At 69.4% G+C, this 16,783-nt stretch carries 10 protein-coding genes and 3 rRNA genes; all 13 read right to left on the bottom strand.

Features of this window, described 5'->3' with window-relative positions:
• Positions 1-181: 181 nt before the first annotated feature.
• Entirely contained in the window at positions 182-1,015 is an 834-nt protein-coding gene (locus KPF47_RS08155) for a TlyA family RNA methyltransferase (protein ID WP_224387905.1), read from the bottom strand.
• Between the two features lie 2 nt (positions 1,016-1,017).
• Positions 1,018-1,224: a hypothetical protein gene (locus tag KPF47_RS08150; protein ID WP_020622954.1), complete on the bottom strand. Its 207-nt coding sequence runs from the start codon at positions 1,222-1,224 to the stop codon at positions 1,018-1,020.
• 69 nt (positions 1,225-1,293) lie between these two features.
• Positions 1,294-2,301 (bottom strand): HAD-IIA family hydrolase, encoded by a 1,008-nt coding sequence (locus KPF47_RS08145; RefSeq protein WP_224387904.1) that lies wholly within the window; start codon positions 2,299-2,301, stop codon positions 1,294-1,296.
• A complete protein-coding gene (locus KPF47_RS08140; protein ID WP_224387903.1) occupies positions 2,298-4,901 on the bottom strand; it encodes a hypothetical protein in 2,604 nt (867 codons plus the stop codon). The genes KPF47_RS08145 and KPF47_RS08140 overlap by 4 nt, the downstream gene beginning before the upstream one ends.
• Positions 4,902-5,059: 158 nt before the next feature.
• Positions 5,060-5,176: ribosomal RNA gene (rrf, locus tag KPF47_RS08135) — 5S ribosomal RNA — on the bottom strand.
• 107 nt (positions 5,177-5,283) lie between these two features.
• Positions 5,284-8,379 (bottom strand): 23S ribosomal RNA (locus tag KPF47_RS08130).
• Positions 8,380-8,710: 331 nt separating this feature from the next.
• Positions 8,711-10,230, bottom strand: a 16S ribosomal RNA gene (locus tag KPF47_RS08125).
• The 16S, 23S and 5S rRNA genes sit together here, the layout of an rRNA operon.
• Before the next feature lie 427 nt (positions 10,231-10,657).
• On the bottom strand, positions 10,658-11,941 hold the full coding sequence (gene tyrS / locus KPF47_RS08120) for a tyrosine--tRNA ligase (RefSeq protein ID WP_255659328.1): 1,284 nt from the start codon (positions 11,939-11,941) through the stop codon (positions 10,658-10,660).
• Between the two features lie 37 nt (positions 11,942-11,978).
• Positions 11,979-12,647, bottom strand: coding sequence for a DNA-3-methyladenine glycosylase (locus KPF47_RS08115; protein WP_224387901.1), 669 nt, complete (start codon positions 12,645-12,647; stop codon positions 11,979-11,981).
• Positions 12,647-13,870: an aminotransferase class I/II-fold pyridoxal phosphate-dependent enzyme gene (locus KPF47_RS08110; protein ID WP_224387900.1), complete on the bottom strand. Its 1,224-nt coding sequence runs from the start codon at positions 13,868-13,870 to the stop codon at positions 12,647-12,649. The genes KPF47_RS08115 and KPF47_RS08110 overlap by 1 nt, the downstream gene beginning before the upstream one ends.
• On the bottom strand, positions 13,867-15,312 hold the full coding sequence (gene argH / locus KPF47_RS08105) for an argininosuccinate lyase (protein ID WP_224387899.1): 1,446 nt from the start codon (positions 15,310-15,312) through the stop codon (positions 13,867-13,869). The genes KPF47_RS08110 and argH overlap by 4 nt, the downstream gene beginning before the upstream one ends.
• Positions 15,309-15,866: an arginine repressor gene (locus KPF47_RS08100; RefSeq protein ID WP_224387898.1), complete on the bottom strand. Its 558-nt coding sequence runs from the start codon at positions 15,864-15,866 to the stop codon at positions 15,309-15,311. Before KPF47_RS08100 ends, argH begins: the two co-directional genes overlap by 4 nt.
• On the bottom strand, positions 15,859-16,782 hold the full coding sequence (gene argF, locus KPF47_RS08095; protein WP_224387897.1) for an ornithine carbamoyltransferase: 924 nt from the start codon (positions 16,780-16,782) through the stop codon (positions 15,859-15,861). Before argF ends, KPF47_RS08100 begins: the two co-directional genes overlap by 8 nt.
• Between the last annotated feature and the right edge of the window lies 1 nt (position 16,783).

Below are 16,783 nucleotides of genomic sequence, written 5' to 3'. Positions count from 1 at the left end.
CCCGGGGACCGGGACGGGTTCGAAACCCGCGGCGCACGTCCGGGTCCGACCGGCGGAGTTCGGCCCACTCGTCGGCGAGCAACCCGGGTGCGCAGGCCGAGTCGTCCGAGCTCACCCATCACGTGCAGCGCGGTCTTGCGGTTGGTCGGCCGCCCGGTGTGCAGGACCAGCAGGATGTCCCTCATGCGGGGCCGACCGCGACCGCGGCGGCGAGCATCGGCGCCAGGTCCGGCCGCTCGGGGGCGTCGCCGGACGGACCGTCGACGGGGCGGCGCAGGTGCAGGAAGTACTCGACGTTGCCCGACGGGCCGGGCAGCGGGCTCGCGGTCGCTCCGAGGACGAGCAGACCGGCCGACGCGGCGGCGGTCGCGACGCCGTGCAGCGCCTCGGTGCGCAGGCCGGGGTCACGCACGACCCCGCCCGACCCGAGCCGGTCCTTCCCGACCTCGAACTGTGGCTTCACCATGGGCAGCAGGTCGCCTCCGGGCGCGGTGCAGGCGGCGAGGGCCGGCAGCACGGTGCGCAGCGAGATGAACGACAGGTCGGCGACGGTCAGGTCGACCGTCCCGCCGATCTGCTCCGGTTCGAGGGCCCGGACGTTGGTGCGGTCGTGCACGTGGACGCGCTCGTCGGACTGCAGCCGCCACACCAGCTGGCCGTACCCGACGTCGACGGCGACGACCTCCGCGGCCCCACGGGTGAGCAGCACGTCCGTGAAGCCCCCGGTGGAGGCGCCCGCGTCGAGACAGCGCCGCCCGGCGGGCTCGACGCCGGTGAACGCGTCGAGGGCGCCCAGCAGCTTCCTGGCGCCCCGGGAGGCCCAGTCGGGCTCGCCGTCGTCGTCCGGGCGGACGAGGACCGGCGCGTCCCGGTCCACCACGGTGGCGGGCTTCGCCGCGGGCATGCCGTTGACGACGACCCGGCCGGCCGCGATCAGCTCGGCGGCCTGGCCACGGGACCGGGCGAGCTTGCGGCGGACCAGTTCGGCGTCGAGCCGGGCACGGACGGGGCCCATCGTCACTCCCGTTCCGAGCCGGCGCTCAGCGCACGACCGAGCGCGGCGTGCACCCGCTCGAAGGCAGCGGGGTGCTCGGCGACCGGACGGTCGTCCAGCGCGTCGAGCGCCGCGACGGCCGCATCGACCTCGGCACGCAGGGCCGCGACCGGACGGTCCTGCTCGGGCCGCGGGTCGCCCGGACGGGGTCCGGGTGCGGGAACGCTCATGGATGATCTCCGGGGACGGGGTTCTGACGCCACGGTAGCCGACGGTCCCGACATCGGTCGGGAGCGCCGTCACCGCCCCGGGCGCTCCGCCAGGCCGAGATCCGCCAGCGCCGTGACGGCGGCGGCACCGTCGGCCCGCACGTCCGCGACGCCCTGCTCCCAGGCGACGACGCACAGGGCACGCAGCGCGTCCACGGCGGGCTCGTGACCACCCCCGTCCCCGGACAGGACGAGGGTGTCGCCGTCGGCGCGCACGTCCCAGCCGGGCCGCGGACCGGGCGCCAGCTCGTCCGCGGCCCGGGTGAGCGCGGCGAGATCGGCGCCGATGTAGGTGGGCCGCAGCGCCGGCGTGGCAGCCAGCAGCTCGGCCGCGCCGCTGACTCCGGTCAGCACCATCAACGACGGCGCGCCCATCGCATCGGCACCCTCGATGTCGGTGTCGAGCCGGTCCCCGATGACGAGCGGGGACCGCGCGGCCCCGCTCGCCTCACGCAGCAACCGCGCGGCGGGCTTGCCCGCCACCTGCGGCCGGGCACCGGTCGCGGTCCGCACGACCTGGACCATCGAGCCGTTGCCGGGCAGCGCCCCGCGGTCGGTGGGCAGGGTGGGGTCGACGTTGGAGGCCACCCACAGCGCCCCGGCACGGACGGCGACGACCGCCTCGGCCAGGATCCGCCACCCGGTGTCGGGCGAATGTCCCTGGACGACGGCGTCCGCGCCCTCGGCGACGTCGAGCACGACCAGTCCGCGGGCCCGGACCTCCTCGGCCAGCGCCGAGGTCCCGACGACCAGCACCCGCGCCCCCGGCGGGAGCTGCTCGGCCAGCATCGCGGCCGCGGCCTGCGAGCTGGTCCGGACGTCCTCGACGCGGGCCGGGAAACCCAGCTCGGCGAGGTGTGCGGCGACGTCGGCGGGACTGCGGGAGGCGTTGTTGGTGACGTAGACCGTGGGCACCCCGCGGTCCGCGGCCCCGAGCACCGCCTCGACGGCCCCCGGCACGACCTCGGGGCCCCGGTACAGGGTGCCGTCGAGGTCGGCCAGGAGGACGTCGTGGCGGGACAGCAGGTCGTCGGTCACCGGTCGCCGGTCCCGGCGTCCGGCGCGCTGCGGGGGGCGTCCGGCTCCCCGACCGCGACGTCCGCGTCGGTCCGGTCGGTGTCCTCCCGACCCCCGTCCGTCGCGTCCCCGGAGGTCGCACCGGTCCGGTCGACGTCCGGGATGCCGGTCCGGGGCGTGTCGTCGCCCGCGGTGTCGTCGCCCGCGGTGTCGTCGCCCGCGGTGTCGGTCCGCACGGGCTGCGCCGCTTCCGCGGCGGGGTCTGCCGCGTCGTGGTCGTCGGCGGCCGGGGGCACGTCCTCCCACCCGACGGTCAGCTCGTCGTCGGCCCCCTCGAGCTCGTCCCCGGTCAACTCGGCGATCCGCGCGGCGGCGTCGGTCTCCCGGTGCCGGTCGGCGTCGTGGGCGTGCACGAACCACTGCACGGCCTCGGAGTCGCGGCCCGCGGCGAGCAGGTTGTCGGCGTAGGCGTAGAACAGCCGTGCGCTCCAGGGGTCGCGGCGGGCCGCATCGAGCTCGGGGACCTGGAGTCCGACGACGGCGGCGGCGGCTTCGCCGAGATCGCGGCGGGCGCCCGCGGCCACGATGAGCAGCTCGATGCGCTCCTCGTGGCCGAGGTCGCGGGCCTCCGGGCTGCGGGCGAGGTCGAGAGCACGCTCGGGACGACCGAGCGCACGCTCGATGTCGGCCATCACGTGGACGTGCCCCGGACCGCCGCCCATCCGGCGCGCGGCGCGGAACTCGCCGAGGGCCTCGTTCCACTCGCCGGCGTGGTAGGCGACGATCCCGGCGGCCTCGCGCACCACGGCGATCCGCGACGCCCGGCGCCGTGCGTAACGCACGTGCTCGAGCGCCTGCTCCGCGTCCTCGTCGACGAGCAGGCCCGCGGCGACGAGGTGCCGGGCCACGACCTCGGCGGTCTCCTTCTGCAGCCCGCGCAGGTCGCGGCGCACGCTCGGGTCCAGTTCGGCGGCCGACACCGAGTCCGGCAGGTCCGGCTCGGCGACGAACGTCCGCTCGGCCGACTCCGGGATGGCGCGCCGTGGGCGGTCGTCGCGACCACGACGGTCGTCACGGCCACGGTCGTCGCGGCCACGGTCGTTCCGGCCCCGGTCGTCGCGCCTGCGGTCGTCACGCCTGGGGTCGTCGCGGCCGGAGCGGGGGCCACGGTCGTCCCGGCCGCCGCGCGGGCCACGGTCGTCGCGCTCCCGGCGCGGTCCACGGTCGTCCCGGTCACGGAGCGGGCGACGCTCGTCGTGCCCGCCGGAACGCTCGGCACGGTTCCCGCGGGGACCGTCGACGGTGTCGCCGTCGGCCGCGGTGCTGCCCGGGGCGGTCACGGCGCGGTCCACGAGGTCGGCCTCGGTACCGGCCCCACGGGAGTCCGTCACGGGGGCGTCGGTCACGGGGGCGTCGGTCGCGGCGCGGCCCGTGTCGCCCGCGTCGTCGGCGCGCTCGTCGCGGGCGACCGGCTCGCCCACCGCCTCCGCGGGCGAGGTGTCCGCAACCCCGGTGGCGGTGTCGGAGCCGATGCGACCGGTCGCACCGGGCGACTCCCGCGTCCCGGTCGTCGACGGCGTCACGACAGGCGCGTCACCGGCCGGCTCGTCCGGCACGGCGTCCCGCTGCGCGACGTCCTGGGGCTCGACGGCCGCGGACCGCTCGGACCGGCGGTCCTGCGACGGGCGCTCCTCCCGGGCGCGGTACGGGCGGTCCACGCTGTCCCGGGACTGGCTGCGCCGGTCGTCGCGACCGCGGGGCGCACGGTCCCGGTACGGACGCGCACCACGGTCGTCGTCGCGCTGCGGACGGGGGCCACGGTCGTCACGGTCCCGGAACGAACGGGCACCGCGGTCCCCGGACGGACGTGCCCCCCGCTCGTCGCGGTCACGGGGCGGACGGCCACCGCGGTCCTCGCGATTACGGAAGGGGCGGGCACCGCGGTCGTCACGGCTGCCGGAGGAACGGCCGTCACGGTCCTCGGACGGACGTCCCCCGCGGTCGTCACGGCCGGAGAAGGAACGACCGCCACGGTCGTCGCGACCGGAGAACGAGCGGCCACCACGGTCCTCACGGCCGGAGGAGGGACGGCCGGCGCGGTCCTCGCGGTCCCGGAACGAGCGTCCGCCGCGGTCGTCGTCGCGCGGCGGACGGGGGCCACGGTCGTCACGGTCCCGGTAGGGACGGCGGTCGTCGCGGCCCGTGGACGGCCGGCCACCACGGTCGTCACGTCCACCCCGGAACGCGTCACGCCGGCCGGTGCCACCGGAACGACGGTCCTCGTCACGGGCGGGGCGACGGTCGTCGTCGCGACGCGGACCGCGGTCGGAGCGGCCGTCGCTGCGGAAGCCGCCCTCGCGCCGGCCGGTCTCGCGTCCGCCGGTGTCGCGTCCGCCCCGGTCGGACCAGGAGCGGCCCTCGGTGCGGCGCTCGCCCGGACGTCCCCGGTCGTCCCGCGACCGGTCGCCGCCACTGCGGTTGCCCCGGTCGTCGCGACGCGTGCGGTCGTCGCCGTCGCGGCGCCGTCCCCGCTGGTCGTCGTGGCGCGACCACCCCGACCCGTGGCGCGATCCGCGCTCTTCGCCTGCCCGGCCGTTGCCGGGACGATCCCCGTCCGTCACATGGTCAGGGTACAAACGAACACCGTCACTTCCGCGGTCGGCGACCGCACTGGGCTAACCGGTCCGCGCAGCGCGGCGGACACGGCTGCAGAAACACGAAAAAAGGGGAGTCCACAGCGGCTTCTACACCGTTGCGGACTCCCCTTTCAGAGGTTGAATGTCGGCGGCGACCTACTCTCCCACACCCTGGCGAGTGCAGTACCATCGGCGCAGGAAGGCTTAGCTACCGGGTTCGGAATGGGACCGGGCGTTTCCCTACCGCAATGACCACCGACAACACTATTCAACAAACCCCACCACAAAAACGGGTGGGGGACCAACGAACACACAACCCGCACAGGGTTGTGAGCTCAGGGTCACACAGTGGATGCGAACAACTCGTTGTGGCAAGCCCTCGGCCTATTAGTACCGGTCAACTCCACCCCTCACAAGGCTTCCATCTCCGGCCTATCAACCCAGTCATCTCCTGGGAGCCTTACCCACTCAAAGGTGGTGGGAGACCTCATCTTGGAACAGGCTTCCCGCTTAGATGCCTTCAGCGGTTATCCCTCCCGAACATAGCCAACCAGCCGTGCCCCTGGCGGGACAACTGGCACACCAGAGGTTCGTCCGTCCCGGTCCTCTCGTACTAGGGACAGCCTTCCTCAAGTCTCCAACGCGCGCGGCGGATAGGGACCGAACTGTCTCACGACGTTCTAAACCCAGCTCGCGTACCGCTTTAATGGGCGAACAGCCCAACCCTTGGGACCTACTCCAGCCCCAGGATGCGACGAGCCGACATCGAGGTGCCAAACCATGCCGTCGATATGGACTCTTGGGCAAGATCAGCCTGTTATCCCCGGGGTACCTTTTATCCGTTGAGCGACACCCCTTCCACAAGGTGGTGCCGGATCACTAGTCCCGACTTTCGTCCCTGCTCGACCCGTCAGTCTCACAGTCAAGCTCCCTTGTGCACTTACACTCAACACCTGATTGCCAACCAGGCTGAGGGAACCTTTGGGCGCCTCCGTTACTCTTTGGGAGGCAACCGCCCCAGTTAAACTACCCACCAGGCACTGTCCCTGAACCAGATCATGGCCCGAGGTTAAGACACCCAATTCGACCAGAGTGGTATTTCAACAACGACTCCACCACCACTGGCGTGATGATTTCACAGTCTCCCACCTATCCTACACAAGCCGAACCGAGCATCAATACCAAGCTATAGTAAAGGTCCCGGGGTCTTTCCGTCCTGCCGCGCGTAACGAGCATCTTTACTCGTAGTGCAATTTCGCCGAGTCTGTGGTCGAGACAGCGCCCAAGTCGTTACGCCATTCGTGCAGGTCGGAACTTACCCGACAAGGAATTTCGCTACCTTAGGATGGTTATAGTTACCACCGCCGTTTACTGGCGCTTAAATTCTCCGCTTCGACCCCGAAGGAGCTAACAGGTCCTCTTAACGTTCCAGCACCGGGCAGGCGTCAGTCCGTATACATCGTCTTGCGACTTCGCACGGACCTGTGTTTTTAGTAAACAGTCGCTTGGGCCTGGTCTCTGCGACCGGCCGTCCCTAGCCCGCAAGGAGCCTCAAGACAACCGGCCCTCCTTCTCCCGAAGTTACGGAGGTATTTTGCCGAATTCCTTAACCACAGTTCGCTCGATCGCCTCGGTATTCTCTACCTGACCACCTGTGTCGGTTTGGGGTACGGGCCGCAACAGCACTCGCTAGAGGCTTTTCTCGACAGCATGGGATCACTCTCTTCGCCTCAATCGGCTACGCATCACCTCTCACCCTTCACGATCCCCCGGATTTACCTAGGAAATCAGGCTACAGGCTTACACCACGACAACCACCGCGTGGCGGAGCTACCCTCCTGCGTCACCCCATCACTTACCTACTACCAGATCGGATCCCACGCTCCCCCACAAACAACACTCCCGAAGGAGCGAAGGTGGGTTCGGATGGTTAGCATCACCGGCCTCGGCATGGACGCACTATCACGAGCACGGGAATATCAACCCGTTGTCCATCGACTACGCCTGACGGCCTCGCCTTAGGTCCCGGCTCACCCTGGGCGGAACAACCTGGCCCAGGAACCCTTGGTCATCCGGCGGCAGAGATTCTCACTCTGCATTCGCTACTCATGCCTGCATTCTCACTCCCACACCCTCCACCCGTAAATCACTCCCGGGCTTCACCAGATGCAGGACGCTCCCCTACCCAACAACACAACAGTGTCATTGCCACGGCTTCGGCGGTGCGCTTGAGCCCCGCTACATTGTCGGCGCAGGACCACTTGACCAGTGAGCTATTACGCACTCTTTCAAGGGTGGCTGCTTCTAAGCCAACCTCCTGGCTGTCCGGGCGATCCCACATCCTTTCCCACTTAGCGCACGCTTAGGGGCCTTAGCCGGTGATCTGGGCTGTTTCCCTCTCGACCACGAAGCTTATCCCCCGCAGTCTCACTGCCGCGCTCTCACTCACCGGCATTCGGAGTTTGGCTGACTTCGGTAAGCTTGTCGGCCCCCTAGGCCATCCAGTGCTCTACCTCCGGTAAGAAACACACGACGCTGCACCTAAATGCATTTCGGGGAGAACCAGCTATCACGAAGTTTGATTGGCCTTTCACCCCTACCCACAGCTCATCCCCCAGGTTTTCAACCCTGGTGGGTTCGGGCCTCCACGACGTCTTACCGACGCTTCACCCTGGCCATGGGTAGATCACTCCGCTTCGGGTCTACACCCCGCGACTACAACGCCCTATTCGGACTCGCTTTCGCTACGGCTACCCCACACAGGTTAACCTCGCCACGAAGCATAACTCGCAGGCTCATTCTTCAAAAGGCACGCCATCACCCCGTCCGAAGACTCAAGGCTCTGACGGCTTGTAAGCACACGGTTTCAGGTACTATTTCACTCCCCTCCCGGGGTACTTTTCACCTTTCCCTCACGGTACTTGTCCGCTATCGGTCATCAGGTAGTATTTAGGCTTGACGGGTGGTCCCGCCAGATTCACAGCGAATTTCACGGGCTCGCTGCTACTCGAGAACACGCCCACAACAGAACCAGACATTTTCGCGTACGGGGCTATCACCCACTACGGCCGACCATCCCAGAGTCGTTCCGCTAACACCGGCTCTTGCTGTCCCATCCTCGGCAGAAGATGAACGACACGTCTCACAACCCCGCACCCGCAACACCTGCCGGCTTGACACGGACACGGTTTAGCCTCTTCCGCTTTCGCTCGCCACTACTCACGGAATCACTATTGTTTTCTCTTCCTGTGGGTACTGAGATGTTTCACTTCCCCACGTTCCCTCCACGCACCCTATGAATTCAGGTACGGGTAACGCCCCATGACGGGCGCTGGGTTTCCCCATTCGGACACCCTCGGATCACAGCTCGGTTGACAGCTCCCCGAGGCCTATCGCGGCCTCCCACGTCCTTCATCGGCTCCTGATGCCCAGGCATCCACCATGTGCTCTTAACAACTTGACCACAACAAGATGCTCGCATCCACTATGCAACACTCAACCCACAACCACACCAGACCAAGAAGAAGCCACCACACCCGGAACCAACCGGGGCGTTAGGACAACCCTCAACCTGAGCGGCCAAAGAAAACAACCCACAGCTCCGAAGAACCTCGGGGTGTCCCCTCAGGACCCAACAGTGTGCCAAGCCAAACGGTCCGACGACCTGCGTTCCACCCAACGCACCCGACCCACGAACGGGGCCGCAAATGCGATTCAATGAAGGAACCACAGACACCTTATGAGCAGAACTCACAGAGTATTGTGGTGCCCCATCACATGATGGGACTCCTTAGAAAGGAGGTGATCCAGCCGCACCTTCCGGTACGGCTACCTTGTTACGACTTCGTCCCAATCGCCAGTCCCACCTTCGACAGCTCCCTCCACAAGGGTTGGGCCGCCGGCTTCGGGTGTTACCAACTTTCGTGACGTGACGGGCGGTGTGTACAAGGCCCGGGAACGTATTCACCGCAGCGTTGCTGATCTGCGATTACTAGCGACTCCAACTTCACGGGGTCGAGTTGCAGACCCCGATCCGAACTGAGACTCACTTTAAGGGATTCGCTCCACCTCACGGTCTCGCAGCCCTCTGTATGAGCCATTGTAGCATGTGTGAAGCCCTGGACATAAGGGGCATGATGACTTGACGTCATCCCCACCTTCCTCCGAGTTGACCCCGGCAGTCTCCCATGAGTCCCCACCATTACGTGCTGGCAACATGGAACAAGGGTTGCGCTCGTTGCGGGACTTAACCCAACATCTCACGACACGAGCTGACGACAGCCATGCACCACCTGCACACCAACCACAAGGGAATCCCTATCTCTAGGGATGTCTGGTGCATGTCAAACCCAGGTAAGGTTCTTCGCGTTGCATCGAATTAATCCACATGCTCCGCCGCTTGTGCGGGCCCCCGTCAATTCCTTTGAGTTTTAGCCTTGCGGCCGTACTCCCCAGGCGGGGCGCTTAATGCGTTAGCTGCGGCACAGAAACCGTGGAATGGTCCCCACACCTAGCGCCCAACGTTTACGGCGTGGACTACCAGGGTATCTAATCCTGTTCGCTCCCCACGCTTTCGCTCCTCAGCGTCAGTATCGGCCCAGAGACCCGCCTTCGCCACCGGTGTTCCTCCTGATATCTGCGCATTTCACCGCTACACCAGGAATTCCAGTCTCCCCTGCCGAACTCAAGTGATGCCCGTATCGACCGCACGCTCAGAGTTAAGCCCCAAGTTTTCACGGCCGACGCGACACACCGCCTACGAGCTCTTTACGCCCAATAATTCCGGACAACGCTCGCACCCTACGTGTTACCGCGGCTGCTGGCACGTAGTTGGCCGGTGCTTCTTCTCCAGGTACCGTCAATTGCTCTTCGTCCCTGGCGAAAGAGGTTTACAACCCGAAGGCCGTCATCCCCCACGCGGCGTCGCTGCGTCAGGCTTCCGCCCATTGCGCAATATTCCCCACTGCTGCCTCCCGTAGGAGTCTGGGCCGTGTCTCAGTCCCAGTGTGGCCGGTCGCCCTCTCAGGCCGGCTACCCGTCACCGCCTTGGTAGGCCATCACCCCACCAACAAGCTGATAGGCCGCAGGCCCATCCCCCACCGAAAAAACTTTCCACCACCAACCATGCGATCAATGGTCCTATCCGGTATTAGACCCAGTTTCCCGGGCTTATCCCAGAGTGGAGGGCAGGTCACCCACGTGTTACTCACCCGTTCGCCGCTCGTGTACCCCCGAAAGGGCCTTACCGCTCGACTTGCATGTGTTAAGCACGCCGCCAGCGTTCGTCCTGAGCCAGGATCAAACTCTCCAACAAAACCCTGACAAACAAACAACTGGCCACAACACCCGACGGGGTCGAATGCTGCAACCACAATTTGGCACAAATACGCCAAACCGAATAAAAATAGCTCGGCACACTGTTGAGTTCTCAAAAGACACCCGCACTCGAGGACCGGACCTGCTGGCCGTCGCCCCGGGGCGTCAGAGTCACCTCTGCAAGGAGGCAACTTTCTTATACTACGTGTACCGGAGACCAGCGTCAAGCCTTACTCCGGGCGGCCGGATGACCACCGAAGTGGACTTCCTGGGCCGTCGCCTCCGGGCCGGATCCGCGTCCCTGGCCTTGCGGCCGGTCTCGCTCTCGTCCGTCCCGTCCTGGCGACAACGAGAAAGTTACAGGACGGCCCGGAGGCGTTTCACAGGGGGGTACCCGGACGTCGTTCTCGCAGGTCAGAGGCCGGTCAGGCCGATCCGACCCGGACTCCGGCGAGGTTGCGCTTCCCGCGCCGCACGACCAGCCAGCCGCCGGCGAGGACGCTCCCGGCGTCCGGGACCCACTCCTCGTCGACGATCTTGACGTTGTTGACGTACGCACCGCCCTCCTTCACGGCACGACGCGCGGCGCCCTTGCTGTCGGTCAGGCCGGTGGCGACGAGCAGGTCGACGATCGTGTCGCCCGGGCCGGCGTCGGCGGTCGGCACCTCGGCGAGCGCGGCGCCGAGAGTGGCCGCGTCCAGGTCGCCGAGCTCGGCCCGGCCGAACAGCGCCTGGCTCGCCGTCGTCACCTGCCGGGTCTGCTCCTCGCCGTGCACCAGCGTCGTGAGCTCGGCGGCGAGGCGTCGTTGCGCGCCACGCAGGTGCGGCTTCTCGGCGAGCTCGGTCTCCAGTGCCTCGATCTCGGCGCGGTCGAGGAAGGTGAACAGCTTCAGGTAGGTGATCGCGTCGGCGTCGGCGACGTTCACGAAGTACTGGTACCAGGCGTAGGGCGAGGTGCGTTCCGGGTCCAGCCAGACGTTGCCGCCCCCGGTGGACTTGCCGAACTTGCGGCCCTCGGAGTCGGTGACCAGCTGCAGGGTCAGCGCGTGGACGTGGTCGCCGGTGACCCGCCGGACGAGGTCGACACCACCGATGATGTTGCCCCACTGGTCGGACCCGCCGATCTGCAGCCGCACCCCGAGCTCGCGGTACAGGTGCAGGTAGTCCTGGGCCTGCAGGAGCAGGTAGCTGAACTCGGTGTAGGACATCCCGTCTGCGGCGAGACGGCGCTTCACCGTGTCCCGCGAGATCATCGTGCTGACCGGGAAGTGCTTGCCCAGGTCACGCAGGAACTCCAGGACGGTCTGCTGCCCGGTCCAGTCCAGGTTGTTGACCGCCACGGCGCCGGTCGGCCCGTCGTCGAAGGACACGAACCGCTCGAGCTGGCCCCGGATGATCGTCGTCCAGTCGGCCACGGTCGAGGCGTCGTTGAGCGTCCGCTCCCCCACGTCGCGCGGGTCCCCGATCATCCCGGTCGCCCCGCCGGCGAGGATGACCGGACGGTGTCCGGCCTCCTGGAAGCGGCGCAGGGTCAGCATCGGGATCAGGTGTCCGGCGTGCAGGCTCGACGCGGTCGGGTCGAAGCCCGCATAGATCGACACCGGTTCGTCGGCGGCGAGCTCCTTCGCGAGCGCGTCGCGGTCGGTGCTCTGCGCGATCAGGCCGCGCCACTCCAGGTCGTCGAGGATGTCGGTACCCACGGTGCCCATCTTGGTCGGGCCGTCGTGGCCCGTGCACGCGGGTGGCTCACGCGCTCCGACGACGGCGTGTCCCCGCCCGGTAGGGGCTGACCGCGGGTGAGCCGTCGACCCAGTACCGCCAGGGCAGCTCGGCCGCGGCGGCCACGCCCACCCGGGGTCCGGTCCGGATCCGCTCGGTGGCCACCGGCGCACCGGCGCGCAGCCGTACCCGTGAGGCGGGGTCGGTGACGTCGGTGCCGTCGTCCTCGCGGTGCAGCCCGAGCAGCGCGGCCAGCCGCGCGGGCCCCCGGGCCAGGTCGGCGTCGCGACGGGCGGTGGGTCGGCGCTCCCGCGCGACCCCCGGGTCGGTGAGCAGCTCGCCGCCCCGCAACAGGACCGCACCCGGCTCGCCCTCGGTGAGGCACGAGACGTTCGCGCAGAAGTGCATGCCGTAGACGAAGTAGACGTACAGATGACCGGGCGGGCCGAACATCACCCCGTTGCGTGCGGTCCGGCCGCGGTAGCAGTGCGACGCCGGATCCTCGCGGCTCCGGTAGGCCTCCACCTCGACCAGCCGCACCGCGACGGTGCCGTCGGGGGTGTCGGCCTCCAGGACGCACCCGAGCAGTCGTGCGGCGGCGGGCAGGACGTCGACCGCCAGCTCGGACCGGTCCAGCAGAGGGACGGGGCCCGGCCGGTCGTCCCGGCCGGGCCCCGCAGTGTGCTGCTCGGGCATCAGCGGCGCGCGAGCGCCAGCTGCACGCAGGTCACGACACCGGCCATGGCCTTCTCGACCTCGTCGAGCGGGGGCAGCGTCGGGGCGAGACGGATCGTCGCGTCCTGCGGGTCCTTGCCGTAGGGGTGCGTCGCTCCGGCCGGGGTCAGGACGACCCCGGCGTCCTTGGCCAGGCGCACGACCTCCGAGGCGAGGCCGTCCGGGACGGTGAGGCTCACGAAGTAGCCGCCCCGTGGCTTCGTCCAGGACACGCCCTCGACGTCTGAGAACGCCTCGGACAGCAGCCGGTCGACCGCCGCGAACTTCGGTGCGATCAGCTCACGGTGCGCGGCCATGTGTGCCCGCAGCCCGGCGGCGTCCTTCAGGAACAACGCGTGCCGCAGGTGGTTCACCTTGTCCGGCCCGATCGTCTTCTTCGACGCCAGCTTCAGCCACCAGTCGACGTTGGCCTGCGAGGCACCGAAGAACGCGACGCCCGCACCGGCGAGAGTGATCTTCGAGGTGGACCCGAAGACGAACGGCCGGTCCGGGTTGCCCGCCTCGGCGGCCAGCGTGAGGACGTCGGCGATCTCGACCTCCTCGGTGGTCAGGTGGTGCACCGCGTAGGCGTTGTCCCACATGATCCGGAAGTCCGGGGCCGCGGTCGGCATCGCGGCCAGCCGGCGCACGACCTCGTCGGAGTACACGGTGCCGTCGGGGTTGGAGTACTTCGGCACGCACCAGATGCCCTTGATCGACGGGTCGTCGGCGACGAGCCGCTCGACCTCGTCCATGTCGGGGCCGTCGGCGGTCATGCCGACGGTCACCAGGTCGATGCCGAGCCGCTCGCACACACCGTAGTGACGGTCGTAGCCCGGGACCGGCGCGATGAACGCGACCCGCCCGGCGTCCACCCAGCGGGTCGGGGCGCCGGGCAGCGCGGTCAGCAGGGCGTGCACGAGTGTGTCGTGCATCAGCTCGAGGCTGGAGTTGTTCGACGCCACCAGCTGCGCGACCGGGACCTGCAGCGACGGCGCGAAGATCTCGCGCAGCTCGGGCAGACCCTGGCCACCGCCGTAGTTGCGGGTGTCGGTGCCGTCGGCCGCGCGGAACTGCCCGGCGCCCGGCAGGCCGAGCAGCTCGTGGGACAGGTCCAGCTGCTGCGCGGACGGCTTGCCCCGCGTCAGGTCGAGCTTCAGGCCGGCGGCCTTCAGCTCCTCGTAGGCTGCGGCAGGGTCGGTCATGCGGTTCCTCCGGTGAACTCTCGCGCTGCTGCGACCGCGGAACGCAGGTCGGTGAGCTGCTCGGCGACCCGGTCGCCGGCCGTCCCACCGCGCGCGTTCCGCGATGCGATGGAGCCTTCCACGGTCAGTACGTCGCGGACACTCGGGTCGAGTGCGGGGTGCACGGCGGCCAGCTCGGCGTCGGTCAGGTCCTCCAGCCCGACCCCGCGGGCCTCGGCGGCGCGCACGCAGCCGCCCGCCGCCTCGTGCGCCACCCGGAACGGGACACCCTGCCGGACGAGCCACTCGGCGACGTCGGTGGCGAGGGTGAACCCGGCCGGGGCGAGCTCGGCGAGCCGGTCGGTGTGGAAGGTCAGGGTGGCCACCATCCCGGCGACCGCGGGGAGCAGGAGCTCCAGCTGCGCGACCGAGTCGAACAGCGGCTCCTTGTCCTCCTGCAGGTCCCGGTTGTAGGCCAGCGGGAGCCCCTTGAGGGTGGTCATGAGCCCGGCCAGGTTGCCGACGAGCCGGCCGGACTTGCCCCGGGCCAGCTCGGCGACGTCGGGGTTCTTCTTCTGCGGCATGATCGAGCTGCCGGTGGAGAACGCGTCGTCGAGGGTGACGTAGCCGAACTCGGCCGTGGCCCAGAGGATGATCTCCTCCGACAGCCGCGACAGGTCGATCCCGATCATGGCGAGGACGAACGCCGCCTCGGCGGCGAAGTCCCGCGCGGCGGTCCCGTCGATGGAGTTGGCCGAGGAGCCGGTGAACCCCAGCTCGGCGGCGACGGCCTCCGGGTCCAGCCCGAGGGACGAGCCGGCCAGCGCGCCGGAGCCGTAGGGCGACCAGGCGCTGCGCCGGTCCCAGTCGACGAGCCGGTCGACGTCGCGCAGCAGGGCCTGGGCGTGGGCGGCGAGCTGGTGGCCGAGCAGCACGGGCTGCGCGTGCTGCAGGTGCGTGCGGCCGGGCATCACCGCGCCGGGGTGCGCGTCGGCCTGCGCGACCAGGGCCTCGACGACGTCGAGCACTCCGGCGCCGACGCGGCGGGTCGCGCCGCGCAGCCACATCCGGAACTGGGTGGCCACCTGGTCGTTGCGCGAGCGCCCGGCCCGCAGCTTGCCGCCCAGGTCGGCGCCCGCCCGCTCGATGAGGCCGCGCTCCAGCGCGGTGTGCACGTCCTCGTCGCCCGGGTCGGGGCCGAACGCCCCGGAGGCCACGTCGGCGGCGAGCTCGTCGAGCGCCTTGTGCATGCCCGACAGCTCCTCGTCGGTCAGCAGACCGGCGCGGTGCAGGACCCGGGCGTGTGCCGACGAGCCGCGGATGTCGTAGGGGGCCAGAGCCCAGTCGAAGTGGGTGGACTTCGACAGGGCCGCGAGCGCGTCGGCCGGACCGGACGCGAACCGGCCGCCCCACAGCGCTCCGCCACCGGCGACCGCGTCCCGCCGGGGGTCCGCGTCGGTCATGTCGGGTCTCCTTCTCGTTCGTCGTGCGCCCCGGCACCCGCGTGGGCGCCCCGGGGCAGGTCCTGCAGCCGCTCGGCCAGCTCCGCCCCGGTGAGGGGCTCGCGGGCGACCACGATGACCGTGTCGTCACCGGCGATGGTGCCGACGACGTCGTGCAACGCGGCCCGGTCGAGAGCGCTCGCGAGGTAGTGCGCCGCACCCGGCGGGGTCCGCAGGACGGCCAGGTTCCCACTCGCGTCGGCGGACACCAGCAGCTCCCCCAGCAACCGGGCCAGCCGCCCGGTGCCGCCCTCCACCCCGCGCACGGGACTGCCGTCCTCCGGGATGCGGTAGACCGGCTGCCCGCCGTCGGCCCCCCGGAGCTTGACCGCCCCCAGCTCGTCCAGGTCACGCGAGAGGGTGGCCTGGGTGGTCTCGATGCCGTGCTGCTGGTGCAGCAGCCCGATGATCTCGACCTGGCTGCTCAGCTCGTGGTTCCAGATCACGTCGATGACGGCCGCGTGCCGTCGGGCCCGGTTGACCGGGTTCCTGCGGTCGCGGTCGGACTCACGCATGCCGCAGGAGCCAGGTGAGCAACGCCTTCTGCGCGTGCAACCGGTTCTCGGCCTCGTCCCAGACCGCGCTGGCCGGGCCGTCGAGCACCTCGTCGGTGATCTCGTCGCCCCGGTGGGCCGGCAGGCAGTGCAGCACGATCGCGTCCGGCGCGGCACGGTCGAGCAGGGCGGCGTCGACCTGGTACGGCCGGAAGGGCGCGACCCGGTCGAGGCCGTCGTCCTCCTGCCCCATGGAGGTCCAGGTGTCGGTGACCAGGACCTCGGCCCCCACGACGGCGGCAGCCGGGTCCGCGACGAGGGTCACCGACCCACCGGTCTGCTCGGCGCGGGTCTTGGCGTCGCGGAGCACCTCGTCGTCCGGGGTGAACCCGGCGGGCGCGGCGATCCGCACGTGCAGCCCGGCGGTGGTCCCGCCCAGCAGCAGCGAGTGGGCGATGTTGTTCGCCCCGTCGCCCAGGTAGGTCAGTGTCAGCCCGGCGAGCCGGCCGAACCGCTCCCGCACCGTCTGCAGGTCCGCGAGGATCTGGCACGGGTGGAACGTGTCGGTCAGCGCGTTGACGACCGGCACGGTCGCCACGGAGGCCATCTCCTCGATCCGCTCCTGGCCGCTGGTGCGCCACACGATCGCGTCCAGGTAGCGGGACAGGACACGGGCGGTGTCGGAGATGGTCTCGCCGCGCCCGAGCTGGCTGGTGGTGCCGTCGAGGATGATCGCGGTACCGCCGAGCTGGGTGATCCCGGCCTCGAACGACACCCGGGTGCGGGTGGAGGACTTGTCGAACACGACCCCCACCGCGCGGGGCCCGGCCAGCGGACGCTCGGCGAACGGGTCGGCCTTCAGCCGGTCGGCGAGGTCGAGGACCTCGGTCTGCTCGGCCGGGGTCAGGTCGTCGTCGCGGAGCAGGTGGCGGACCATC

Source organism: Pseudonocardia sp. ICBG1293 (genome assembly GCF_020131355.1).
In the GTDB taxonomy this organism is placed as follows: Bacteria; Actinomycetota; Actinomycetes; order Mycobacteriales; family Pseudonocardiaceae; genus Pseudonocardia.
The sequence above is the reverse complement of the archived record's forward strand: the minus strand, read 5'-3'. Positions and strand labels throughout refer to the sequence as shown.